Below are 24,639 nucleotides of genomic sequence, written 5' to 3'. Positions count from 1 at the left end.
AAGTTTTCTATAGTACAGAGCGAACTTATTCCGTTGATACTCTCAAACCAATGACTGATGAGATATGTAGCTGCAAGAATCACCGATTTATGGTTGTCAAAAAGTTTACACTGACATACTTAATTGGGAGCCGTACTGACTTTTACTTACCTCAATGCGCGTCTGAAATGCTTCCTTAAACTGAGGCATATGGGTAACTGTCAGTATGCAGGAAAAGTCCGAGGCGATCGCATTTATTGCCGCAATCAAGCGTTCGCATCCTGAGCTGTCCTGGGTGCCAAACCCCTCATCCACAATCAACATTTGCAATGATGTTCCGGCGCGTTGTGCCAGCAGTTTTGCTAGTGCTAGACGAATCGAAAAGTTAATCCGAAATGCCTCACCACCAGAGTAGGTTTCGTACTGTCTAGTGCCACTAGCGTCAGCAATTAAAATATCAAGAGTATCAATTAATTTCGATTTTTTCTTAGAAGAGCGACGTCCTGCTTTTTGAGTAATAATTTGTACATGCAATTGATTCCCAGTAAGTCGAGAAAGAATTTGATTAGTTTCTGCTTCTAGTTGGGGTAAGACATTCTCAATCATCAGTGCCTGGATACCATTTTTCCCAAAAGCTTGAGTTAACTCTTGATGAATGCGATATTGTCTGTACAGTTGTTGAAGATGTTTCTGCTGCTCATCGTATTGGATTTGCAGAGATTCCAATTGAGTTAATCGCTGTTGGATACTTCCTTGTTGAGATAGGCATTGATCAAGTTGGCGTCGTCGTTGCTGTGTTTGCAATTCTAATGCCTGAATTTCTTGGGTTGGGTCTGAACATTTTTCTAATTGCTTGACAATTTCTTCTATTTGTGATTCAACTGATTCCAGTTCAGAACACCGCTCTTGGAGTAAGTTAGTTAGAGAGGTTAGGCGTTGGCAGACTTGAGGATATTGCTCTTGAGCTGCTTGGAACTCCTGATAACGCAGTTGCCAAGATTGGGCTTGGCGCACAGCCGCTCGTTGGGTGTTGTGATCAACTAAGTTATAACCGATTGCTGCTATTTGCTCTTCTAGGGCTTCCAGGCGTAACTTCAGTTGAGAATTGGTTTGTAGCGAGTGCACTGAAGCCTGGAGAGCATCAAGTTGTCCTTGAATTTGCGGCTTCTGAGCGTCAATTTTCCGCTGACGCCGTTGTGCTTCTTCCAGTTTGGCTTGCCGGATTTCTGCCCAGCGCCAACGATCTACCTCAGCTCTTACTAGAGCATGAGTTTGTTCATCGTAGTCAAGCTGTTGCAACTGGCTCTCTAGCTGTCGCAGTTCATGCTGTAAATCGACAGCATAGCCACCAGCACCGAGAGCTGCCTCAATTTCTTTTCTTTCCTCGGAAACTTCATAGAGGCGATTGTAAAGATCGTCCGTAGCTTCGAGTCGTGCCTCTAGTTGTCCTCGTTGCTCTAGTAACTCTTCATAGGGGGCCAGTTCTTTAGCCAGCTGAGCGTACTCTTCTCGCAACACCTGAAGCTCTCGTTCGCAGACAGCTAGCTGCTCTCGCACTACCCAGAACTGGTCTTGCATTTGCTGGTGTTCAGCAGTAGTTTTTTCTACAACGTAATGACCGTGAGCTTCGTCTAAGGGACGCTCGCACAGAGGGCAAACTGCGTCCTGCCGACGCAGCATATCAATTTTTTGCGTCAGTTCCGCCAACTGCTTTTCATAACGGCGCTGGTTTTCTTGGAGTCGTTCTTGGAAGCTGCGGCGTTCTAACCCCTTTTCCTGGACGCGCTGCTGGTAAACGCGCTTTTTCTCCAATTCTCCGATTTCTGCATCTACAGATAAACAGCGCTGCCGTAGCTGTGGCGTTGTCGCCACCTGAGCAGATAACTCCTCGACCGAGAAGTGCAATTCTTCTAAACGAGCAGCGAGTCTGGTGTGTACGCGGTCAAGTTCTTTTTGGATTGAGGTACGACGTTGTAGCAGAGGAGAAATATGCAGTTGCAGACTGTCTAGCTGGGAGAGGCGTCTACGAGCTTGGTTGAGTTTCTCCAGCCCTTGGAGTACTTCTGCTGAAGAGGTCAGAGTTTCCTGAATTTCTTGCTCTTGAGGATGCAATGCCTCAAGTTGGGCTTGTTTTTGGCGAATTTGCAGTTGTAGTTCGTTAATTTGTTGTGTGAGCTGCTGTTGCAGTTGCTGGCTTTGCTGTTGGGCTTCTGTGGCAGCTTGGAATTTCCCCGCTAGTATTTCTTCCTGTTTTTCGAGGTTGATATATTGGGCATAACCTTCGGCGATTTGCTCTTCTTGAGCCAGCAGAGTGGCAAGTTTTTGTTTTTCAGCTTCTGCCGTGGCGATGTCTTGTTGAAGGCGCTCGCTATCTTTGCGGAGGTTTTGAGACTGTTGCTTGACAAAAGTAAGTTGTTGTTGCCAAGAGCCGCGCTGTTGTTGGAGAGATTGAAATTGCTGAAGTTGTTGATTGTCGGTTTCTTGTTGAATACTTAGCTGTTTTAGGGTAGTTTCTAGGGTAGCTTGTTGCTCAACTGTTGCTTCTCGTTCCTCTAGTTGTTGGGCAATTACTTGCAAACTTTGTGACTGTTGCTCGGCTTGACCCTTAAACTGTTTTGATAAGTCCTTTGCTTGCTCTGCTAAATCTTCGTATTGGTTAAGTTTGAGTAGATCTGCCAGAATTTGTTTGCGCTCATTGGGACGCCGCAACATAAACTCATCCGCCCGGCCTTGTCGTAGATAGGCTGAGTTAATGAAGGTATCATAATCTAGCTTGAGATGATGCAAAATTTTCTGCTGCGTCGCCTTCACCCCTTTCTCTGTTAAAGAGACAAAGCCAGTGGGTGTCTGAACTTGAAATTCTAGGGAGCCACTTTGCCCCCGGTTACGAGTCCGAATCACGCGATGAGTGACACTGTTGTTCTGGAAGAGAAAATCTACTCGGACATCCTTAGCCCCAGTACGAATCACATCATCTTCAGCCGCAGCACGACTTTTCCCCCAAAGCACCCAAGTGATTGCTTCGAGGAGCGAGGATTTCCCGGCACCGTTTGGACCGCAGATACAGGCAGTATGTAACCCGCGAAAGTCCAGGGTTGCCTCACAATAGCTAAGGAAGTTCTTAATGTTCAGTTGTAGAGGAATCATTGAGCATCGAACGACATAATTTTTTAGTGAGTAACTGCCAGTATCTGAGCACTGTTGCCTAGTCTATACAGCCAGAAACAGGGTTTCTAGACATTGCCACTTAAGTTTTACAATTATTAATAATTAAAGGCAAATAACAGTTATGCCGGAAAACCTAGCTCGGCAAAATTTCTACCTATGTAATGGTAAATAGAAAATGGAAAATAGAACTGTACAAACCAGTATCTGGCTTATCGTCTCAATGAACCATTTTCTATTTACCATTGGCACGCGCAGCGATTAACCATTAACTCGCCCAGCAAGCTTGGCAAAAATTGTCAGCATAACCGGCCCCAGAAGATAATAATGAGCTAGGCATTCCAGGCCAGTTTCTTGACCGAAATGCTGGCGCTGTTGAGGACTATAAAATCGTAAACCTCCGGGAGACAGGGGAAGCTGAATATTACTACCCATCTCTTCTCTAACGGTGTAATCAACTAAATAAAAACGTCCATTAGGGCGCAGTACCCGAGAAACTTCTAAGAAAACCTGTTGGGGATTAGGGTAGTGCAGAAAGCTGATGGTGTTAAAAACTGCATCAAATTGATTTTCCTCTAAGGGTAAAGACTCGGCATTACCCTGCTTGTACATTAATCGATCTCTATAGTGATGGCGCTGCTGGGCTTGAGAGAGCATTTCTGCTGAAAGGTCTACTCCAGTACCCTGAAGAGTCGGGAACTGTGCTGCAAGGCGGTTGAGAAGACGACCAGTGCCACAGCCGAGGTCTAGTACATGAGGCTGCTGGTCAGTTAGTTCAACGTACTCTAAGAGGCGTTTGTGGACTGCTTGGTAAAACACTGTGGTGAGCAAGCAGTCATAGTTCGGTGCCCAGAGGTCAAATAACTTTTGTTTGTTGCTAAAGATATCACTGTTCATTGAGGTTGTTTTTTGCTCGATTTGAAGGTAGTACCGCTAGCTTAATTAGTAGTAATAAAATAAGAGCGATCGCTAATCCCCCAGCGGTAGCAGCAATTAGTACTTGATCAACATGACGCACTGCGATTGCGACAAACGCCCAGATAATTACTAATGTATAGGCAATGTCAGACCGCTGGATAATCACTGCAGCAGCTATGGCTGCTCCTATAATCAGCATGATTACTGTCCAGTATTGGGGAGTAATACCCCAACCACTCCAGGCAAAATTGTCAAGTACCAGGGCTACATTAACGATTGTAGCGACACTAATCCAAGCCAGATAGATACTTACAGGATGGTGAACCAAGCACTTATCTTTCCAGGAAACCTGTCTTGAACCAATTCCCAACCTTAGATAAGTTGCTATTAGGGGTAGCAAAATTCCTAGCATTGCCACTAGTGATAGGGTAAACAGCCGGTATTGAAAAAAAAGCACCCAGATAATTTGGGCTAAACTACTTGCTGCTAAGAGATAACCTATCTGCTGAAGTATCGGGTTTTGTCTCTGGCTGGGTAGTGCTTGATAAATCCCTAAGGAAATTAGACCTAAATAAATTAACCCCCAAATTGCAAAGGCATAGTTAGCTGGGGTAATCTGAACTTCCCGGAAAAGTGTATTAGAAATTTCGCCAATTGTCAGCTCATTGAGCGGTGCTACATTTGCTAAAACATTGATGACGAATGCAGCAATAATAGCTCCTAGGTTGATAATTTGCTTTAAGGGATCTCGAATTATGGATTTTCTGGGCTGATTCATTTTGATTCCTACGGCACGATTCCTGATGCTCTCCCGGAGAGAGAATCACGAGTATTTGTTCTCGAAAGTAGCAGCGGGATTAGGGACGCTAGTATTGGCAATTAGAGCTGGTTTTTTCGGGGAATTTCTGTAAACATTCAAGTACTAACATCACATAAGGTTAAAAAAATATTTTATTTCCTGAAAATCCTGAAAATTTTGTTCAACCATATATTTATAATCATTGACTTCACAATCCAATGTAAATAACCTAGAAGTCTGCGCGTGCCAGCAAGCTATCCCAGCCCACCTGCCACCAAAGTAAGGAAAAAAGCGTCAGTTATGAAAAAAATATTTTTTTTGCTGGGCGAATTAGATGACGACGATATAGATTGGATCATCGCTACAGGTCGTCGAGAGGAGATTGCTGCTGGCACCGTTCTCATTAAGGAAGGCCAGCCCATTGACACATTGCACATTCTCCTGGATGGTACTTTATCTGTGTCTGTTTCTGCCTTTGAAGGCAGGACAATTGCTCGCTTAACAAGCGGGGCGGTAGTAGGAGAAATGTCCTTTGCCGACTCCCACCCGCCCTCCGCCACTGTCCAGGCGGCTGAAAACTCTCTGGTGCTATCGATTCCGCGAAGTCAATTACTGGAGAAACTACAAAAAGACGAAGGGTTTGCCTCCCGTTTTTATCGAGCGATTGCAGTTTTTCTCTCTACCAGATTGCGGGGTACAGTTAGATATCTCGGTTATGCCAAAGGTCAGATGCTACAGGAAGATATCGAGGTAGAGGATCTCTCTCCCGAAACGATGGATAATGTACCGCTAGCGCAAGCCCGGTTTGACTGGTTGCTAAAACGCTTGAAAAAAGGATACCGTGCTGGAATACCCGGTGAGTCGTCGGTCTTGCCCAACGAAAGTGATGAGAATACCGAGTGGTATTCTCCTAAAATTAGCTCAAATATTTACTGGATGTATCAGAGCCATCAATAGCTATAGCTAAGGCTTCTGCTTTGAGCGAGATATCGGTATTTTTGGCTCTTCAAGTACAACAGCTAGTTGTTAATCACTTCCCTTGAGAACAGTGGTTTTTGTTCGTTATCTTGCTTATTCCTTGTTTTGCCCTCCTACGCCAGGATTTTCTTCTTTGTCCACCTTCGGTACAATATCGGGACGATCCTTATTTTCCCAACCGACAGGACGCTTAGAGTTGTACCAGGCGATGGAGCCGATACCTACAGCTGCAATAAAACCGACCACATAGACCAAGGTAAAAGAAAGTGGAAAAGCACCCGCTTCCATTAATAAATGCATAGCTTATAAACCTCTAGTCCGATTTTGGTTATCCTACCAAATTATCGTGTTTGGGCAATCACAGCTCAGGAATGCGACTTGAGTCACTCGCCCGTCCTGGGTGCAGGTGGTTCGGGAGGACGACTCTGAGGAGCTGATGCGGGGGCTTTTCTGGCGGCAGGGGGAGCTAGAGGTGCAGCAGCAGGGGCTGGCTTAAACTGCTGTTGAACTCTAGGAGCCGGAGCGGCAGCTGGTTTGGGTGCGCTGGGAACTGGTCGTGTAGTTTGCTGTGCTGGTGCTGACCTCCTCGGTGCAGTGTTTCTGGGTGCTGCTCTCCTGGTGGGGGTTGAGCTTCGTACAGCAGCGCGACTACGGGAGCGCCTTACGGGTGCAGGCTGAGGATTACTAACACTACTGTTGCTGCGTCGTCGCCGATAACTACGGCTTGAGCCAGATTGGTTCTGCGGTGTACTATTTCTGACAACTCTAGTTCTAGTCCTTCTTCCTGACTGACTCCCAGATTCAGACGGAGAAGTCTTTTTGTGTATGGCTCGTTTCGGTCTGATGGGCTTGGCTTTGATCGTGGCTTTACGACCTTCTAATTTGCTGGGACGTTCAGGAAAAGGCTCCTTTTCCACATCTTCTACCACCTCGTCCATAAACCTCCGCCAGGTAGAGGCGGCAGTGCTGCTTGCCCCCCAAGTTGGCTTGTTATCGTCGTTACCTAGCCAGACGCCTGCAACCACCTGGGGAATATAGCCGATAAACCAGAGGTCGCGAGCTTCATCGGAGGTGCCAGTTTTACCAGCAACAGGTCGATCAAGCTGAGCACTACGACCAGTACCAGAGGTGACTACACCTTGGAGCATCCAGGTCATAATCGCAGCTGTTTCTTTGTCAATTGCCCGATGGGAGTGAATTTTCTGTTCATAAATCACCTTACCCCGGTGGTCTAAAATGCGACGAATGCCAGAGGGTTGGGTGTGAACTCCTTGGGCTGCTAGGGTGCCGTAGGCACTGGTTAGCTCTAACAGGTTAACCTCTGAGGCCCCTAACGCTAAGGAGTAGGTGGAATGGAGCTTTGATTCAATGCCCATTTTTTTGGCAATTTCGATGGTTGGCTCCCAGCCAACATCAATCAGGGTTTTGACGGCTATAACGTTGATTGAAGACACGAGGGCTTGGCGAATTGAGGTCCAGCCCCGGAAGTCTTCCGAGTAGTTTTTCGGTTCGTAGCCATCAACCACGTAAGCAGCGTCTAGGTAGCCACTATTAGGGGAGATACCCGCCGCCACAGCTGAGGTATAAACAAAGGTTTTAAAGGTAGAACCCGGTTGACGCTTGGTCTGGGTAACACGGTTCAAGTAATTGTTTGAGTCTTGGTCGTAAAAGTCTTTGCCCCCAACCATGGCTTTTATTTGACCATTGCGCGGATCTATGGCGACTAAAGCGGCTTGCTCAAAGCGTTCGTAACGACCATTGCGTTCGATAGTTTTTTGCACGGCAGCCTCTGCCGCCTGTTGCCAATCTAAATTTAGAGTAGTTTCAACGATTAACCCTTTCTTGCCCAGCAAGTTCTTTGGGACGTACTTGGGTAGCTCTTGTTGAACGTATTCAGTAAAGTAGTAAGCTTCTTGATCCAGCCTTTTGGGATTACCACGTTTGGTAGTCAGAGGAGCGGCAATCGCTTGCTGCATCTGATTTTCGTTAATGTACCCACTTTTGTGCATCCGTTGCAACACCGTATCGCGGCGCTCTTTGGCTGCTTTTTCGTTGACAAAGGGTGAATAGGCACTGGGGGCTGGTGGCAATCCAGCCAGCATTGCCATTTCTGGCAGGGTCAGTTCTTTAACTGGTTTACTAAAGTAGACCCAGGCAGCATCGGCAATTCCATAGGCTCCCGAACCCAGGTAAACTAAGTTGAGGTAACGCTCCAGAATCTGCTCTTTATCGATATCGTGCTCAATTTTTTGCGCCATCCGCATCTCTTTGAGCTTTCTTGCCAAGCTGCGTTCTTGATCGAAATAGACAATCCTTGCTAGCTGCTGGGTAATAGTGCTACCACCTTCAACTACTCCTCTCGCTAGTAGGTTAGAAAAAGCAGCTCGGAAAATACCCTGAAAATCGACGCCGCTATGTTTCTCGAAACGCCTGTCTTCTGTAGCGACGAAGGCTTCAATTAAGGGTTCGGGTACTTCCCAAATCTTCAGCCTCTCACGGGTAGCTGGTCCAATTTGCTGGATAATTTCGCCGTCTGAGGCTTTGATGGTTAATGTGTTATCCCGGACATAGGTTAAGATGTCTGCGGTGGAATCCGGAACGCTTCTCTCTAAAGTTTGCCAGCCCCAAGCCAGAGCAACTACGCTGCCACTAACGCCTATTCCTACCCAAAATAAGGGACGACGGTGGAGCTTTCTTGGTCCGGTAAACTGCTCTGTTAGAGTACTAGAAACCTGTTTCAATCCATTAATAGTCAGTCTTGCTCCCTGTCTGCATCTTTTGAGGAACAAACGCCTGAATTGCGGTGGATTTTTTCCCTGCTGCTCAACAGTACTCTCAGACGCCGACTCTGGTTCTAATGCCGCTGAAGCTCCTGACTTTAATCGGCTCGATGAATCTTTGTGTTTTGGAAGAAAATTTGACACTTCAACTCCTCAGTTCCACCACCAGCAGACATGACCTCCTGCTTATTTTAGGGCTTGCACTTAGAATTCGCTCAAAGAAATAATACTTTATGTATCGATTTAAGCATTGGTAGATAATTTGTATAAATTCTGACACACCATTTAAAAGAGTTTGGCGTTTTTTTAGTTAAACTCTGACAAACGATGCTTTTTTTGCTTAACTTTGCCAAATTTTGCCACTTAAACAGGCTTTTTCCACGGTTGTTACCACCAGCATCTAGTCTAACTTGAGCTTGTCTAAAGGAAGATTCTTAAAATTAATTAAGTGAGACACTACTCAGCCAACACCCAAGGACAACTGTGACATCTGCTTTATTTGCATCAGAACGCCTGCTTTTTACACCAACGCCTCCCAGTGCCGGAGCCATACCTACTATATTCGCCTTCCCTAATGAATATAGCGTCGGTATTACTAGCCTCGGTTATCAAGTAGTATGGGCAACTTTGGCATCGCGAACAGACTTGCAAGTAAGCCGTTTATTCACTGATTGCCATGAGCCACTGCCAGGACAAGCAGAATTGTTAGGCTATTCTTTGTCATGGGAGTTAGATTATGTCAATATAATCAACTTACTGGAATTTCTGGAGATTCCTGTAAGGTCAGCTTTTCGTAACTCTCTTCATCCCCTGGTTTTTGGCGGTGGTCCCGTGCTGACGGCTAACCCAGAACCTTTTGCTGACTTCTTTGATCTGATTTTGCTCGGAGATGGCGAGAATCTGCTAGATTATTTCATTGAAGCTTACCAAGAAGTTCGCACAGCAGAACGCCATATTCAATTACGGCATCTGGCACAGGTACCGGGAATTTATGTTCCTAGTCTGTACGAGGTAACTTACCACGACTCGCAGGGTGCGCTCGCCTCGATTAAGCCAGTAGATTCTGAGATTCCCCCTCAAGTAGAGAAACAGACTTACCGGGGTAATACCCTATCAGCTTCTACAGTGGTCACTCAAAAGGCTGCCTGGGAAAATATTTACATGGTGGAAGTGGTACGCAGTTGTCCAGAAATGTGCCGCTTTTGCCTAGCAAGTTATCTAACACTGCCGTTCCGCACCGCCAGTTTAGCAGATTCGCTGATACCAGCAATTGAGCGGGGATTAACGGTAACCAAACGTATTGGCTTGCTGGGAGCATCTGTGACACAACACCCTGAGTTTGAAGCCTTACTGGATTATCTCTCACTGCCGCAGTATGAAGATGTGCGACTGAGTATTGCTTCCGTACGGACAAATACAGTGACGCAGAAACTAGCTGAGACTCTGGCAAAACGAGATACTCGTTCAATTACCATCGCTGTAGAAAGCGGTTCGGAAAAGTTACGGCAGATTATTAATAAGAAGCTGAGCAATGAAGAAATTATCCAGGCTGCGGTAAATGCCAAAGCAGGTGGCTTAAAGAATCTAAAACTCTACGGGATGGTGGGTATCCCAGGAGAGGAATTGTCAGATGTTGAGCAGACGGTGGCAATGATGCAAGAGATTAAGAAAGCTGTTCCTGGTCTACGTTTGACCCTAGGTTGCAGCACTTTTGTACCAAAAGCACACACACCATTTCAGTGGTTTGGGGTGAATCCCCAAGCAGAAAAGCGGCTGAAGTTTTTGCAAAAGCATTTGCGATCGCAAGGCATCGACTTAAGACCAGAAAGCTATAACTGGTCTGTGATTCAGGCGTTAATTTCTCGTGGCGATCGCCGTCTTTCTTATCTATTAGAATTAACCAGACACTACGGTGACTCTGTGGGTAGTTTCCGCCGTGCCTTCAAACAACTCAAAGGAAAGCTACCGGAACTAGATTTCTATGTTTATGCTAATTGGTCAACTGACCAGGTGTTGCCTTGGAGTCACTTGCAAGGCCCACTACCTCAGGCAACATTAGTCAAGCATCTGGAAACGGCAACATCCTTTAAATGAAAATCGCTTTCCCGGAAAAAAACCACAAAAGACACCCATCACAGATAATAGATACCCTGACCATTAACAATCAACTAACTAACCAATGACAAAAACCGCATGGGTGTTTCCCGGCCAGGGTTCTCAGGAACCAGGAATGGGAATAGACTTATCTGAGTTGCCCTTGGCTCAAGACAGGTTTCGGCTAGCTGAAGAGATTCTAGGCTGGTCAGTCTTGGAGGCTTGCCAAGAGGACTCGGATAAGCTAAACCGCACTCTCTACACACAACCTTGTTTGTACGTTGTTGAAAGCATTCTGGCTGATCTACTCCTTGAAAAAGGCAACACTCCCTATTTAGTTGCTGGTCATAGTTTGGGAGAATATGTTGCCCTTTATGCTGCTAGAGTATTTGACTTTGAGACTGGTTTAGGTTTAGTTAAGCATCGAGCAGAACTGATGGATGGTGCTTCTGAGGGCATAATGGTTGCCTTGATGAAGTTTGATCGCCAGCAGCTAGAGAAATTAATTGAGCAGACACCGGATGTTGTGATCGCTAATGATAATAGTCCTGCTCAAGTCGTAATTTCTGGTAAGCCGGAAGCCGTGCAGGAAGTATCAACTCAGATCAAGGCAAAAAGAGCAGTTCCCTTAAAGGTTTCAGGTGCCTTTCACTCCCCTTTAATTGCAGAAGTAGCTGCTCAATTCCAGGAAGTTTTAGATGCTGTTGCCTTTGCCGATGCTCAGTTTCCTGTACTCTCGAATGTGGAACCTCTCCCTACTGTTGAAGCTGCTATCCTCAAAAATCGCTTGCAGCGTCAGATGACTGGTAGTGTACGGTGGCGAGAAATTTCGATGCAGTTGCCTGTTGAGGGTATTGAGCAAGTAGTAGAAATTGGGCCTGGCAAAGTTCTCACGGGTTTAATTAAACGGATGTGTCCTGACTTAATTTTGCAAAATATTGGCAGTGCTAAAGATTTTTCTGCTTGAAAGTTACTGATCATTGGTCTAACTGAGATAGCTGTTCTCGGTGGAATGGATTACAGATATTCTGGTTTGAGATAAGGGGGATAAGGGAGATAAAAATGTATTGCCTTCAACCGAGAATTGAGTAAATCTCAGGATAAACAGAAGATACCCAGGTAATCTTATGGAATCTTCCGTGCAAAATAAATTCCTGAGTAGAGGAAATCATGAATGAGAGAGGTGACCCGCCACTCATTTTCTATATTCTGCTAGTCGCTTGTGTGGTGTTGGGTTCTGGCTACTGGTACTTAAGCTTACTGCGGGAGAGGCCGGGCAATGACCTGCAATCTCCCTCATCTTCTTCGGAGGATGCAGAGTCCTCCCCCCCCCAAGTTCCTAGTCCTCCTTCTTCAGTACCGACTAGTACAACCGTGAGCATTGATGGTTCCCCCGGCATGATGACCATCAATCAGCAGCTCAAAAGCGGTTTTGAGGGGCAGTATCCGGGGGTTACTGTGAAAACGATGGCTAACGGTTCTGAGCAGGGAATTAGGGCTCTTATCTCCGGTAGTATCGATATCGCAGCCATTTCTCGACCTCTGACCCCTCAAGAACAAGAGCAAGGTTTGATAGCATTACCAATTTCCTTAGAGGAGATTGCCATCGTAGTTGATGTAGAAAATCCTTTTCAGGGAGGGTTGAGCGTCACTCAAGTTGCCGATATCTTCCAGGGTAAGCTTACCAACTGGTCAGCAGTGGGAGGATCCAATGCCCCGATCCGAGTAATTCATCATCCCTCTAGTAGTAGTACGCGTCAGGCTTTTCAGACGCTTTTACTTCAAGAGGGGAATTTTGGTAATACTCCCAACACGAGTACTCTACCCAGTGAGGAGAAAAGCGCCTTGTTCTCAGCCCTGGCAGCGGACGGAATTAGCTATATTAATGCCTTTGAGGTGCTTAACCAGGAAAGCGTACGAACTGTTCCTCTCAATGGTATAAAGCCAGGAAGGGCAAACTACCCTTTACAAAGGAAACTTTATTACGTGTATCAAGAACCACCCAGCATCGCAGTTCGGGCTTTTTTGGGTTATGCTACTTCACCCTGAATTTAAATTAGTCTAGCACTCAAGAATTATCAAGATTAGAGGGTTTTTTGTGACTGCAAAGCGCGAACCATTGGTCAGTCTATGGCTCTACCACGCCTTCAAATGGTCGGTAGTTAGCCCCATGCTTAAGGTTTATCTGAAAGGTTGCATCTATGGTGCGGAAAATGTGCCCATGGAAGGGCCTTTGATTGTAGTAAGTAACCATGCCAGCGACTTTGATCCGCCAATTTTATCTAGTTGTGTCGGGCGTCCAGTGGCGTTTATGGCAAAGGAAGAATTGTTTCGTGTCCCTGTGTTGAAGCAAGCCATTGAATTATACGGTGCTTATCCGGTCAAGCGAGGTGCAGCAGACCGCAGTGCCATTCGTTCAGCCCTTAGTTGCTTGGAAAATGGCTGGGCTGTCGGCTTGTTTTTGCAAGGAACCCGGACACCGGATGCTCGCATTCCCGAACCAAAGTTAGGTGCTGCTTTGATTGCTGCCAAGGCCAAAGTACCACTGCTGCCGGTAAGTTTGTGGGGAACGGAGGCAGTTTTCCGGAAAGGTTCATCCGTGCCGCGTTCTGTACCTGTAACCGTAAGGATTGGCCAGCTAATTGAGCCTCCTACCTCAACCCGCAGAGAAGAATTGGAGGCAGTGACGCGAGATTGTACGACAGCAATTCATACTCTACACGACTTGGGACGCTAAAGGATGGTTTGTTGAGAGAAATGGGTATTTTTCCTGGGGCACGGCCTCTAGGTACAATAGGTCGTGAACAAGCAATTCGCCCAAAAATGCAGGATTTAAAAGACGAACTAGCAAAAACTTTGGATGAGGCAGCCTGGGAATGGCTGATTCCCCACGCGAAACGTGACGTTTTGGTGGTTGTCGCAGGGGAACTAGACTTGCTGGATGTGGGTGTCGCGATTGCGCGTGATGATGTTCTCTCCGTACAGCACTGGATTAGCAAGCAAATGCTGCACAAGCCTTTGCCTGAACAACTCACTGATTGGAACAATAACAGTAGTAAGCGTTTCCAGGCTCTGATTGTACAACCCTATGTCTTAGTCAAAGAATCACCGGAAACTGCTGCCTGATTAATCTCAACAAGTGTATTCTCAGAACTAATCCTGTAACTGTGCGTCCTACTTATTTAGATTTTTTGATGTCTGATCTAGGGTGTAGGGTGGCTCCTGTGTAACCAGTGAATACCCACAGTATTGCTCGTGCACCATCTCGAAAAGATTTTTCGAGCGGTTCAGGCGATCGCCCTGAGGCAACAGATACGGGGTGGAGTGCAATTCCTTTGCTACCGAAGACAATTTCACCTATAACGCGAGCACGGCGCATATGATCGTCAGAGGTAATCAAATAAACACCGTCAACTCCCCGAGTCTGTAAATCATCCACTAAAGTGGTGAAGTTAGTTACTGTATCTATTGCTCGACGGTCGATGTGTAAGCGGTTGCGATCGATCCCGGCTTTGGCAAAAATTTTCTGAGTGTACCATTCTGAACTACCCGAAGACACCCAAATATCTAGTCCTGGATGCTGCTGTGCTAGTCTTGCCGCAAACAATTCTCGCTTTTCGTCTCCTCCTAAGACAAAGATTGCTTCTGGTTGGACAAAATAACTTTTAATTTGCTTGTAGCCGCACAGGATTGAAACAGCTAAGATCGGCATTAACCACGGCAAAAATCTTACCTGAGAGTGCTTAGGTTTAGCAAATAAGTATCGCCGCTTACGGGCAGAAATCCTCAAAAACATGAGTCAAGGGATAGGTTTTTGTGCAAAAGTCCGACACTTGGGCTATGCCCTTGTTAATCAAGGTGTTTGACCAGTTACTGAATAGCTGAAGGCAAAACTGGTAGTTAGGTGAAAAATCATAATAATACCCACTAAACTATCATGCAGTTTGGTTTCTTTTTCAGATACCTTCAAGTTGATTCAGCATATTTTGGTAAGATTAATGATTCTGGACTAGGCTTTTGATTTACATCCATAAAAAAACCTAAACTTCGTGTAGCCTTTTCTGCCTGACTTCTTGGTAAAGAGCCGTGGATAGCAAATCCTTTGGTACTAAACCTCAGAAAGGCGAAATTTTTGGTTTCTCACTGGGGGAAAACTTCGTACTGAAGGCTGTCTCCGCAACGAGTTACTCAACTAGAGTAGTTATTCGGGGTTATTGATCAAAAACTCAGACGATTCTTTTAGGAGAATAGGTGCTGATTTTTTTTGCAGAATTTGATGTTACTTCTGTCAAAAAGCGTTCAACTTAAAGCAGCAATTGATTACCTATCAATTTACTCAAGATGAAGCCAATTGCTTCAAACTTTTATATTCTTACCAACTGAATGAACAAGAAGTTAGCAGACTTTGAGATTACTTTGGTGTCAGGCAACGGTCTTAAGTAAGCCAAGCCGATTACAGTCCCTGCATTAGTAAAGCTTCCCTCTACTCAGGCAATCTGTCAACAGAAAACACAGCAGTTTCAGAATTTGACTACTTTTGAGTAAAGCTTGATTAACTTTTAGCAGATGACCCTAATCAAAAAAAGTGGGAACGGGACTGGCCGGATTCGAACCGGCGACCTAGCGCTTCAGATTTGTGTGAGTTTCCTCACTCTCCGGACTATACCTTCACCATAACCTTGTTGATTTTAGGTGGTGGCCGTTATGTTTAAGGAGGTTTGTATTTTGTAAAGCATGCTTTCCTCGATGTAGGGACTAATAAAATCGAGGAATCTTTTCCCTTCTTTCGTCCCTAGGCGCAGACGGTACAAATCTTTGCTTTTACTTAGACCCCACTTAAATCCCCATACCTGCTGAAAATAAGCAACTATGATCTCATTTTCTTCTTTGGAGAGATAAGTATTGAGGTTAAAAGTCACAGCGTGAACCTTACCATCTTTTTTTTTGAAGGACTTAGAACCAGCATCCATGCACCAAATCGCTATTCCTTGAGGGGTCAAGAGGTTAAGAAACTTTCTCGTCACTGTTTTAGTTTGTGCTCGATATAGTTTCTTAACTAAAACCCGTGTCAGGGGTACTAACTTAGGTTCTAGGCGAAGCAGGTCATAGCCCTTTTTTGTTGGAGAGCGCCGAAAGCTTACTAATTTCCTGGTTATTTGCTCAAGAAGTGCTTTCTTAAACAAAACATACCCTTCTTGCTTAGATGAATGCTCGACGAAGAAGTTTTTTTTTCTTCTACTTGCATTACCTAAGAGCATGCCAACCAGAACACCACGTTGCTCTACTTTCGATGAGACATTGTAGTCCATCTTTTTTTGGCTCCCTAAACCAGTCTCTGCACCTTCTCTACTGGCGTCGAACCTTGGTTCTTGACGCTTGCATAGTAGAGCTTGGCTCAAGATTACCTTATCTGTTGCCAGACTTAGGCTTCCTTGAATTTGACCACATTCACTTGCAGAGTTTCCCCCGCAGTGCCCGATTGTTCAGGAGGCGCTTGCTCTATCCATCTGAGCCACAGCCCCAGATTACGCACTTTATTATAACTAAAGTCGCGGCCAAAACTATAAAACCCAGGGAAATTTAGCGCTAGCATCCCAAGGTTTTTGCCAAGGTCCGCCTCCTATTTCTAATCCACAGACAAAACTGCTTGCCGTCAGGATAGTTTTCAATTTTTCTACCCCTCGCTCTCGCAGTTCCAAGGTTAGTCTGCCTTGCATGGTGTCGCGACAAACGAAGTTTAAGCCTTGTTCTGTAGGTGCTCTCAGGGGTGTCCCTGGTTGGTCAGTAGTTCCCGTTAACTCCACTTCATAGTTGCTATTTCTGGCTTGCATTTGCCAACTACCCCAAGGCTGAATTTGCCAACTGACTTGTGAGTTCCAGGGTACGAATTCGTAGAACTTACCTTGGTAGTGGATGCCAATTAAGGCGGCAGACTCCTCCCACCACAACACTTCCCTTCTACCGCCGCCAGCAGTCAGGGCTAGGTCGGTTGTTTCTGAAAAACTATTGCAATTTAGCCAAAACCACTTTTGGGGAAAAGCCCGACCCCAGTTTTTTTCGCCATAGGCGGGAGCATCTGTAAATTCGTAGAGTTTGCCATTCCAATCAATCCAACCAGTTGCTAGACCGTGTGCCATCAAAATCTGCCATCCTGGTTCAAATATCGGCAAATAAGAGAGCCAGCCAGCAGTGGATTGCTGGGATGCACCGCGATCAGCCCAGCCATAGACAGGCTTGATTTCGTACTGCCAACGACAGTAGCGACCGCTGCCGGGATCGCGAATTATGCCTTGATTGCCAGTTGCTGTTGCTTGATAGCCTTCTGGGATGTGATGTGCAAACTTAGTAGGCTGGAGATATTGAGGCAGAATTGATAAGTCGGTTTTGCCCCAATGTCCCAAGGCTAAGAATTGCCGGGATGCCCAAAACTTTTCCACATCCGGAAAGGTACGCCAAAGATAACCATCATCAGGGCCAATAATTTGGGCAGCGCCACCACTATGGGGTTGACCACCGATGGGGTCATCGATGGAATACATAAAACCAAAGGTTTGACCACAAGCAGGTAAGGTAACGCGGTAGTACCACCCCTCGAAAAAACGATGGTCACTACCATCCCAGTGATATTCACTGTGGGGTGTTTGCAGAGGATGTCCCATAGATTCAACTTACTGACTCTTTCTCAGTATGAGCCATCTCTTTAATCTCAGACTTAAGCTTTCTTGCCAATTTGGTAAGCCGTTGTCTTTTTGATGATTTTATTATCCTGAGAGCCGAGCAAATTGAGACAATTTGGCATGGATGTTGCCTTTTTGCTATCAAGGAAAGGTGATTTTAGTTTAAAAAAAGATAAATATGGGTGGGGGCATTAGCAAGCTAACAGAAGGGCTACTTTCTCTGTTTCTCAAGTCTCAATGTCCCTTATGTAATCGCCCTGCGCAGGTCGAATTGTGTGAAGGCTGTCAACGGCAGTTACGACGCTGTAAGGTAGATACACTAAGCCTGAGTTGGCAAGGAAAGTTACCAGTGTTTGCTTGGGGTAGTTACGGCGGTGTCTTGAAACGTGCGATCGCTGCCTTAAAATACGAAAATCAACCCCAACTGGCGCGTCCCTTGGGTCATTGGTTAGGCGAGTCTTGGCTAAAATCAGCTGCTGCTGAGGGCGCCGGAAAATTGACGGTAGTACCCATTCCCATACACCCCAGTAAGCTACAAGTCAGAGGTTACAACCAAGCAGAACTGATTGCCCAAAGTTTTTGCCAGTTTACAGGCTACAAGCAGCAACCACGGCTCTTAGCGAGAGTCCGCGCTACTGAAGCACAATTTGGTCTGTCGGTGCGAGAACGTCAGCAAAACCTGGTGGATGCTTTTGTCGTTGGCAAAAGCTTTCTGGGCCGTTCACCAATTTCTCCTGTGCTGCTGGTTGATGATATTTATACTAGTGGTGCTACTGTCCGTGAGGCTGCCCAAACTCTAAATAGACAGGGAATAGGAGTACATGGGGTAGTGGCGGTTGCCATGTCTCGAAAGTAAACTTGTTGCCAAAATCACCTCCTTTTGTTTGAACTAAGGGTATATTTTCCCTTTTTTCATACTTTCTTTAGGGTCATGCCTATTTTTTCCAAATCACCAATAGAACACCACAGACAATCAAACCTAAACCGATAGCACGGTTTAAGGAAATGGCTTCTCGAAAGAAAAAATAGCCCATAATTACGGAGAATACGTAAATTAGAGAAGCGGCTGGAGCTGCTACGCTGAGATTAACCCGCGTCAGTACCAAAATGTAGGCAACTGCCCCTACACCGTAGCAGCAGAGACCGGCAACTAGTGCTGGTGTCGTGAGCATCCCGAAAATATGACCCAGCCAATTAGTGGCATTAACTTTTCCTAGCTGTAGCGCCCCAGTTTTGAGCAAAAATTGCCCTGTAACACTGGTTAATATTGAAATTAGGAAAATCCCAAATTCTGGTAAGGTCACGAAAGATCCGAGGATTACGATTTGTTTAGTCTCCTAGTTTACAGCCATCGAAGACTCAACCAGGATTAACTCATACAATAGCGTCCGTAAATTTAATTTAGGTGATTATGAATAGAGTCATTCCGTCTCCCTATACTGAAGAGCAAATTTCAGCTTGGCTGCGTGGTTTGTTCACCGTTGCTTGGGCAGATGGTCATTTTGATCCCGAAGAGCAAGAGGTGCTTGCCCAGCTCACTAAAGAAGAACTAGCTCCAGCCAATGATTTACAATCTCTCAATCAGCCAATTAGTGCTCAAGAACTGGCAGAAGCTTTAGGAAAAGACGCGGAAACAGCAGAGAATTTTTTACGAACTGCTGTGATGGTGGCATTAGCAGATGGTGTCTACTCTCCCACAGAAGCTGAGGTTCTCGATCAGTTTTGCGAAGCACTAGGACTCAATGGTGAGGCCCTTGAGGCACTGCGACTGACCATGTACGATAGTCAGTTGGTTGAGCAGTCTGATGCTGCTGATCAATTGGCTCAGGAACCAGGAAGCTCTCCTCACCCTCACTCTGATGTATTGCAACCTGTGCGACACTGGTTGGATGGCATGGAAGTTGAAGATCCACGGGTGGCAAGATTTATCTGTAAGATGATTCCTGCTCAATGCCCGTTTGAACGTGATGTTAAGCTCTTTGGTCGCAAAATTGTCCACATTCCAGCGATGTGTAAGATCAATCCCCTCTATGATCAGTTAGTGGGCTTGCGCTTCCGGGCTTTGTCTTACTTAGCGGATGTGGAAGGTGAGGATGTCTCAGAATATTGTTAGTCATTGATGATTGGTTGTTTGCTGTTAATCATGGCGAGCAACCCAGGACAAAGAAGCAAATATGCAATTTATTGACCAAGCAGAAATTGAAGTTACAGCCGGTAACGGCGGCGACGGTATAGTAGCATTTCGCCGAGAGAAGTACGTGCCAGCGGGAGGGCCCGCTGGCGGTAATGGGGGTAAAGGCGGTGATGTGATTTTTGTTGCCGTAGAACACCTGCAAACGTTGCTTGATTTCAGGTACGCCCACCACTTTCATGCCGAGAATGGCAAGCGGGGAGGGCCCAATAATCGAACTGGGGCAAGTGCGCAGGATCTAATTATCGAAGTTCCTTGTGGTACTGCCGTTCATAATACTGAAACTGATGAAATACTAGGGGACTTGGTAAAACCAGGGCAAGTTTTTTGTGCAGCTAAGGGCGGTAAGGGCGGGCTGGGGAACAGGTGTTTCCTAAGCAATCATAATCGAGCACCAGAATATGCCTTACCAGGACGACCAGGAGAGCATCTTAACCTGCGCTTGGAGTTGAAGCTGTTAGCTGAAGTGGGCATTATTGGTTTACCGAATGCGGGTAAGTCTACTTTGATTTCGGCTGTTTCAGCAGCAAGACCGAAGATTGCAGATTATCCTTTTACTACTTTGGTGCCGAATTTGGGCGTAGTACGTAAACCGACTGGTGATGGTACAGTTTTTGCAGATATTCCTGGGCTGATTTCTGGGGCGCACCTAGGAACAGGGTTGGGTCATGATTTTTTGCGTCATATCGAACGCACTCGCCTACTACTACATCTGATTGATGCCACTGATGTTGATCCCATCGCTAACTATCAGACAATTCAACAGGAATTAGATGCTTATGGGCGAGGTTTGGCAAATCGTCCTCAAATTCTGGCCCTCAATAAAGTAGATGCGGCTGATGCAGAGGAGGTAGAGACTTTAGCTTACCAATTGAGTCAGTTGACTCAGGTGCCAGTTTTCCAGATTTCGGCAGTTACCCAGCTAGGATTAGATGCCCTGCTGCAAAAAATCTGGCAGTCCCTTGACCAGTTAACCTCAACTGAGTTAGAGATGATCGGAGGACTTTAAGGGGGCAGGTAAGTTCTCTAAATAGGCTTGGGTACTCCTTCCGAGGGTTTTAACCCTCGGTTGCCTGTCTTGAGAGCAGTGCTAGTTTCCCTTTCAGAATTTAATTAAAAGTCACTTCAAAGTTGAGAAGGCTGGTGAGTGTAGCCGTGCTACCAGAAGGCACCAAGTTGGTACTAGGAGTAGCGCGGGGTGGCTGGAAATAATCGTAGGCTGCACCGGAAATTTGGCGGATCAGCTCTTCGGCACTGGGATCGTTGCGGGGGCGTTTGACGATAACCGCCACAATGTAACGCTTACCAGTAGGCATATCCACTAAACCAACATCGGCGATTACTGAGCCAATATTACCAGTTTTATGGGCAATAACCGCATCAGCACCCAGTCCTTTGGGCAGGAGGGAGTCATTTTTAGTTTGCTGCATGATATCCAGCAAGCGATCGCGCGATCGCAAAGACAATAACTTCCCTTGGTTGACAATTGACATCAAATAAGCCATATCTTTGGGGCTGGTGGTATTTGTCCCTTGTATATCTGGCAGAGGGCTTTGAATTGCTGTTGTGGTCAAGCCCCAAGACAAGAACTGCTGATTAAGTAACTCTGTACCACCGAGGCGATTGATAATCATATTAGTGGCAGTATTATCACTAATCGTAATCATCTTCTCAATCACTTCCAGAGCTGTATACTGTGTTCCCGGCTTTTGGTACTGTAAATCTCCGGAACCATCAGCAATCGCTTCTTGCTGTAAGGTGAGCAGTTCATCTAGGCGTACCACTCCAGCATCAACAGCCTGAAAGAAAGCTACCAAAACGGGAACTTTAATGGTGCTGGCGGCGGCAAAAGTGGAGTTGCTATTAATTTCAAGATAGGCGCCAGTATCCAGATCGAGAACGAAGACTCCAGGTTCCAAGGCAGGGTTTTGCGCCATGAGAGTCTGGATTTGTGCTTTCAATGGGGAGATTTCTTGTCGCAGCGCCAAGGGCGTGGAATTACTAACACTCCCAGGACTCTCCTGAACCTGAGAGTTGGGGGTATCATTTGCCTTCAGTGATGTTTGAGTTGCTGGATTCAAGGCAGACAATACTGTCCCCACAATGGTGCTAATGCCAATTCCCACAACTAACAAGCGCAGTATATATCCCAGTAAACTAGGGGGACGTTCTTGTCTACGGCGGGATCTGCGACTTTTCTTCGTCCGGGGGGATGGGGAGCCAAAGCCTGAATTCACCTGTCTACTAGTTTGGTGACCTGCTTGAGCAGTTGCTCTGGGGACTGAATCAGCAGTATTGGATGACCTTTGGCGGTTACGACGCATTTTCTCCGAGTTGGTCAACGGCTGGGAACGCCTGGGATCGAGCTTCTCGGAAAAAATACGCCTCTTACGTCCTTGAGCCATATGGGAATTTTCACGAATCCTTGCTGGATCGACTGCACGGACTTTTGGTCGATTTGGGTCGATTGGAGCCGGTGGCAGCGGTCTGAGCAGACGAGGAGGGATATTGGCAGCAGTTGGAGGTTCCGTGTTTTGAGGTGTTAGCTTTTTGGGGAGTATGGGTTGCACTCTTTCTCCAGAAGCCTGGTTCTGCTGTTGATAGCGCCGACTTCTCACCTCCGGTCTTGGCTGCTGTTTTTGGTGGTTTCGACGCTGAAGAGAACGAGGATCAATTGGCTCCACTCGCTGTTCTCCTGGCAATTTTTTAGACTGACGCCGCTTGTCCATAGACGCTGCCACCGATGAAACCTCCCAAAATTAATGTTTAGCGAAAAAGTCGAAAGCCTCCTCATCAATCAAGAGCTAGACTCGAATAGATAGACAGAGAATTCTGCCTCCTAGACGTTATGCAAATTCTCAACCGCCAAAGAGCTTGAGATCAAGCTGGCATGTTAGCAAAATTGCCAAATGTTGGCAACACTAAAGCACGTCAACGACAAAAGTACAGTAATCTGACATCTCGTGTAAATAAAAGTTCCTTTTTTATCTCATTCAACGAGAAGACTGGCTAACACTGCTGAGATTTTATCGCCCATTCCATCTGACGCAAAATCCCTCGGAGCATAGCAACCTCTTCCGGAGTCGGCGTTGCGCGATTGAACAGACGCCGGAATTTTTCCATACGTGCTGCGGCAGTATGGGGATAGAGGTAGCCGATGTTCAATAACAGAGCTTCTAGGTGTTCGTAGTACCCTTCTAGTACTTCTAAAGGTGCAGCTTCGGCAGAGTGGTCAGTAATCTGACTAGTAACTGGTGTTGGCTGCTGACTAGTTGTATAAAGCTCATAACAGCAAACAGCGACTGCCTGAGCAAGGTTTAAAGAAGGATACTCGGCACTAGAAGGAATGCAGACAAATCGCTGAGCATAATTTAGCTCAAGGTTGCTCAATCCCCGATCTTCTGGACCAAAAATTAAGGCAGAGGTTACCGATTCCTCTACTAACCAGGGCAGTAATGCTCTAGGTTCTTCTAGGGGAGTCGGTAAAGTACGAACACGGGCAGTCGTCGCGATTGCTCTTTGACACCCTGTCAATGCCTCTGGTAACGTCTCAACCTGCTGGGCAGTTTCTAAGATATCTACTCCATGTACTGCCATCTGTCGGGCTTCGGCTCCCAATGGGTCACACTGAGGATTCACCAGCACTAGTTGTTGCAGCGCCATATTTTTCATCACACGCGCCACTGAACCCACATTTAAAGGGCCAGCCGGTTCTACTAAAATAATTTTGACTCTATGTAAACTCATTCTCGGTCTTTTGCTCAGAAAGATCCTCTGCTGGGATCAAGTTATGAGATTTTTTACTTGCTTGACTACCTCAGAATCCCACAATTTTTTTTGTTGGGAGTGCCAAAATTAAATGGTTAATCTATATGTTGTCAACCTAGCATGGCAAGAGCGCGCTCTAAATCTAATCTGCCGACTAAAGTTTGTTCTGTCTGTGAACGCCCTTTCAGTTGGCGCAAAAAATGGGCTGATTGCTGGGATGATGTGAAATTCTGCTCAGAACGCTGCCGCAGGCGTAAATCCCAAGTCAATAGCTAAAGAAAACAAGGCAGTTAGCAATTAGCAATTAGCAAAATCATGTCAGTGAATCAGGTACAACCCAAACTTATCATCCACGGCGGTGCTGGTAGTTCGATCAAAGGTAAAGAGGGAGTAGAGGCGGTGCGCCAATCGCTCCACAAAGTAATTGAGGCAGTTTATTCTTTGTTATTGACTGGTGTCCCTGCCTCAGAAGCAGTAATTGTTGGCTGTAAACTGCTCGAAGATGAACCCCGTTTTAATGCCGGAACTGGTTCAGTGCTGCAATCGGATGGACAAATCCGCATGAGTGCCGCTTTGATGGACGGCAAGTTGCAGCGCTTTTCTGGTGTGATTAACGTCTCACGAGTACAAAACCCAATTGAGCTAGCAAACGTATTGCAAGATTCAGCCGACAGGGTGTTATCTGACTTCGGAACAGCGGAACTACTACGAGAAATTAATGCTCCGGTTTACAATCCCATGACTGACATTAGGTTGCAGGAGTGGATGCAGGAGAGGCAAGAGAATTTCACTAAGGCAATGGCGGGAGTGGTTGCGGAAAAACCACTGGTTACCTCTTCTGAGGCGGGACGTGGCACGATTGGTGTTGTGGCTCTAGATACTCAGGGAAATTTAGCAGCAGGTACTTCCACTGGCGGCAAGGGTTTTGAACGCATTGGTCGCGTTAGTGACTCTGCTATGCCAGCAGGGAACTATGCTGCTAGTAAGGCGGCAGTTAGCTGTACTGGCATTGGGGAAGATATTATCGATGAGTGTTTAGCAGCGCGGATTGTGGTGCGCGTCACGGATGGTTTATCTTTAGCTGAAGCGATGCAGCGTTCTTTTGCCGAAGCCAAGGAACATCAGCGAGATTTGGGAGCAATTGCCATTGACGAGACAGGTGTGATCTCCTGGGGAAAAACTAGTGAAGTGATTTTGGCTGCTTATCACACTGGTGAGCAGATCGGAGATACTGTGGAATGGACAGGAGAGGATTTAATTGGCTTAGCTTCGGCAAAAATTAGCGGCTGA

22 protein-coding genes are annotated in these 24,639 nt (G+C 46.2%); 11 read left to right on the top strand and 11 right to left on the bottom strand.

All coding sequences use genetic code 11. The annotated features are described in order from the left end of the window. Positions 1–105: 105 nt before the first annotated feature. The 3 genes from sbcC to ACT7WV_RS06270 form a co-directional block, all read right to left on the bottom strand. Entirely contained in the window at positions 106–3,126 is a 3,021-nt protein-coding gene (gene sbcC / locus ACT7WV_RS06280; RefSeq protein WP_445102085.1) for an exonuclease subunit SbcC, read from the bottom strand. A 279-nt stretch (positions 3,127–3,405) separates the two neighbouring features. Beyond that, positions 3,406–4,041, bottom strand: coding sequence for a class I SAM-dependent methyltransferase (locus ACT7WV_RS06275; protein ID WP_445102084.1), 636 nt, complete (start codon positions 4,039–4,041; stop codon positions 3,406–3,408). Beyond that, on the bottom strand, positions 4,031–4,840 hold the full coding sequence (locus ACT7WV_RS06270) for a TspO/MBR family protein (RefSeq protein WP_445102083.1): 810 nt from the start codon (positions 4,838–4,840) through the stop codon (positions 4,031–4,033). The genes ACT7WV_RS06275 and ACT7WV_RS06270 overlap by 11 nt, the downstream gene beginning before the upstream one ends. Before the next feature lie 321 nt (positions 4,841–5,161). Between ACT7WV_RS06270 and ACT7WV_RS06265 the strand changes: the two genes are divergently transcribed. Then, a complete protein-coding gene (locus tag ACT7WV_RS06265) occupies positions 5,162–5,818 on the top strand; it encodes a cyclic nucleotide-binding domain-containing protein (RefSeq protein WP_445102082.1) in 657 nt (218 codons plus the stop codon). Between the two features lie 114 nt (positions 5,819–5,932). Here ACT7WV_RS06265 and psb35 read toward each other — a convergent pair whose 3' ends face one another. Together psb35 and ACT7WV_RS06255 are read right to left on the bottom strand one after the other, a co-directional pair. Beyond that, positions 5,933–6,139, bottom strand: a complete 207-nt coding sequence (gene psb35 / locus ACT7WV_RS06260) for a photosystem II assembly protein Psb35 (protein ID WP_445102081.1) — start codon at positions 6,137–6,139, stop codon at positions 5,933–5,935. Positions 6,140–6,222: 83 nt separating this feature from the next. Continuing rightward, positions 6,223–8,763, bottom strand: a complete 2,541-nt coding sequence (locus ACT7WV_RS06255; RefSeq protein ID WP_445102080.1) for a transglycosylase domain-containing protein — start codon at positions 8,761–8,763, stop codon at positions 6,223–6,225. A gap of 339 nt (positions 8,764–9,102) precedes the next feature. Here ACT7WV_RS06255 and ACT7WV_RS06250 point away from each other — a divergent pair, with 339 nt between their 5' ends. The 5 genes from ACT7WV_RS06250 to ACT7WV_RS06230 all read left to right on the top strand — a co-directional run bounded on the left by ACT7WV_RS06250 (position 9,103) and on the right by ACT7WV_RS06230 (position 13,839). Next, complete coding sequence (locus tag ACT7WV_RS06250) at positions 9,103–10,713, top strand: B12-binding domain-containing radical SAM protein (protein ID WP_445102079.1); 1,611 nt, start codon at positions 9,103–9,105, stop codon at positions 10,711–10,713. 85 nt (positions 10,714–10,798) lie between these two features. Continuing rightward, positions 10,799–11,680, top strand: coding sequence for an ACP S-malonyltransferase (gene fabD / locus ACT7WV_RS06245; protein ID WP_445102078.1), 882 nt, complete (start codon positions 10,799–10,801; stop codon positions 11,678–11,680). 203 nt (positions 11,681–11,883) lie between these two features. Continuing rightward, entirely contained in the window at positions 11,884–12,762 is an 879-nt protein-coding gene (locus ACT7WV_RS06240) for a phosphate ABC transporter substrate-binding protein (protein ID WP_445102077.1), read from the top strand. 49 nt (positions 12,763–12,811) lie between these two features. Next, positions 12,812–13,450 carry a lysophospholipid acyltransferase family protein gene (locus ACT7WV_RS06235; protein ID WP_445102076.1) on the top strand — a complete coding sequence of 213 codons (639 nt, stop codon included), beginning with the start codon at positions 12,812–12,814 and terminating at the stop codon, positions 13,448–13,450. A gap of 86 nt (positions 13,451–13,536) precedes the next feature. Further along, on the top strand, positions 13,537–13,839 hold the full coding sequence (locus ACT7WV_RS06230) for a DUF2288 domain-containing protein (protein ID WP_463424222.1): 303 nt from the start codon (positions 13,537–13,539) through the stop codon (positions 13,837–13,839). Between the two features lie 52 nt (positions 13,840–13,891). Here ACT7WV_RS06230 and ACT7WV_RS06225 read toward each other — a convergent pair whose 3' ends face one another. From ACT7WV_RS06225 to ACT7WV_RS06215, 3 genes are all read right to left on the bottom strand, one after another. Then, a complete protein-coding gene (locus tag ACT7WV_RS06225; RefSeq protein ID WP_445102074.1) occupies positions 13,892–14,509 on the bottom strand; it encodes a YdcF family protein in 618 nt (205 codons plus the stop codon). Between the two features lie 892 nt (positions 14,510–15,401). After that, entirely contained in the window at positions 15,402–16,112 is a 711-nt protein-coding gene (locus ACT7WV_RS06220) for a DNA endonuclease (RefSeq protein WP_445102073.1), read from the bottom strand. Positions 16,113–16,274: 162 nt separating this feature from the next. Continuing rightward, entirely contained in the window at positions 16,275–17,372 is a 1,098-nt protein-coding gene (locus ACT7WV_RS06215) for a tocopherol cyclase family protein (RefSeq protein ID WP_445102072.1), read from the bottom strand. A gap of 196 nt (positions 17,373–17,568) precedes the next feature. On the opposite strand from ACT7WV_RS06215, the gene ACT7WV_RS06210 reads away from it, so the two are divergent. Continuing rightward, positions 17,569–18,246, top strand: coding sequence for a ComF family protein (locus tag ACT7WV_RS06210; RefSeq protein ID WP_445102071.1), 678 nt, complete (start codon positions 17,569–17,571; stop codon positions 18,244–18,246). Between the two features lie 79 nt (positions 18,247–18,325). Here the strand turns inward: ACT7WV_RS06210 and ACT7WV_RS06205 are convergent, their stop codons facing one another. After that, on the bottom strand, positions 18,326–18,694 hold the full coding sequence (locus ACT7WV_RS06205) for an EamA family transporter (RefSeq protein ID WP_445102070.1): 369 nt from the start codon (positions 18,692–18,694) through the stop codon (positions 18,326–18,328). A 107-nt stretch (positions 18,695–18,801) separates the two neighbouring features. Here ACT7WV_RS06205 and ACT7WV_RS06200 point away from each other — a divergent pair, with 107 nt between their 5' ends. Further along, positions 18,802–19,503 (top strand): DUF533 domain-containing protein, encoded by a 702-nt coding sequence (locus tag ACT7WV_RS06200; protein ID WP_445102069.1) that lies wholly within the window; start codon positions 18,802–18,804, stop codon positions 19,501–19,503. A 61-nt stretch (positions 19,504–19,564) separates the two neighbouring features. Next, positions 19,565–20,590 carry a GTPase ObgE gene (gene obgE, locus ACT7WV_RS06195; RefSeq protein WP_445102068.1) on the top strand — a complete coding sequence of 342 codons (1,026 nt, stop codon included), beginning with the start codon at positions 19,565–19,567 and terminating at the stop codon, positions 20,588–20,590. Positions 20,591–20,690: 100 nt separating this feature from the next. Here obgE and ACT7WV_RS06190 read toward each other — a convergent pair whose 3' ends face one another. Both ACT7WV_RS06190 and ACT7WV_RS06185 read right to left on the bottom strand, forming a co-directional pair. Beyond that, a complete protein-coding gene (locus ACT7WV_RS06190; RefSeq protein ID WP_445102067.1) occupies positions 20,691–22,322 on the bottom strand; it encodes a serine hydrolase in 1,632 nt (543 codons plus the stop codon). Positions 22,323–22,590: 268 nt separating this feature from the next. Then, complete coding sequence (locus tag ACT7WV_RS06185) at positions 22,591–23,328, bottom strand: RNA methyltransferase (protein ID WP_445102066.1); 738 nt, start codon at positions 23,326–23,328, stop codon at positions 22,591–22,593. Positions 23,329–23,469: 141 nt separating this feature from the next. Between ACT7WV_RS06185 and ACT7WV_RS06180 the strand changes: the two genes are divergently transcribed. Together ACT7WV_RS06180 and ACT7WV_RS06175 are read left to right on the top strand one after the other, a co-directional pair. Continuing rightward, positions 23,470–23,625 (top strand): DUF2256 domain-containing protein, encoded by a 156-nt coding sequence (locus tag ACT7WV_RS06180; protein WP_445102065.1) that lies wholly within the window; start codon positions 23,470–23,472, stop codon positions 23,623–23,625. 39 nt (positions 23,626–23,664) lie between these two features. After that, positions 23,665–24,639, top strand: a complete 975-nt coding sequence (locus tag ACT7WV_RS06175; RefSeq protein WP_445102064.1) for an isoaspartyl peptidase/L-asparaginase — start codon at positions 23,665–23,667, stop codon at positions 24,637–24,639.

This window comes from Symploca atlantica LB2515, from assembly GCF_052546295.1.
This window is presented reverse-complemented; position numbering and strand designations above follow the sequence as displayed.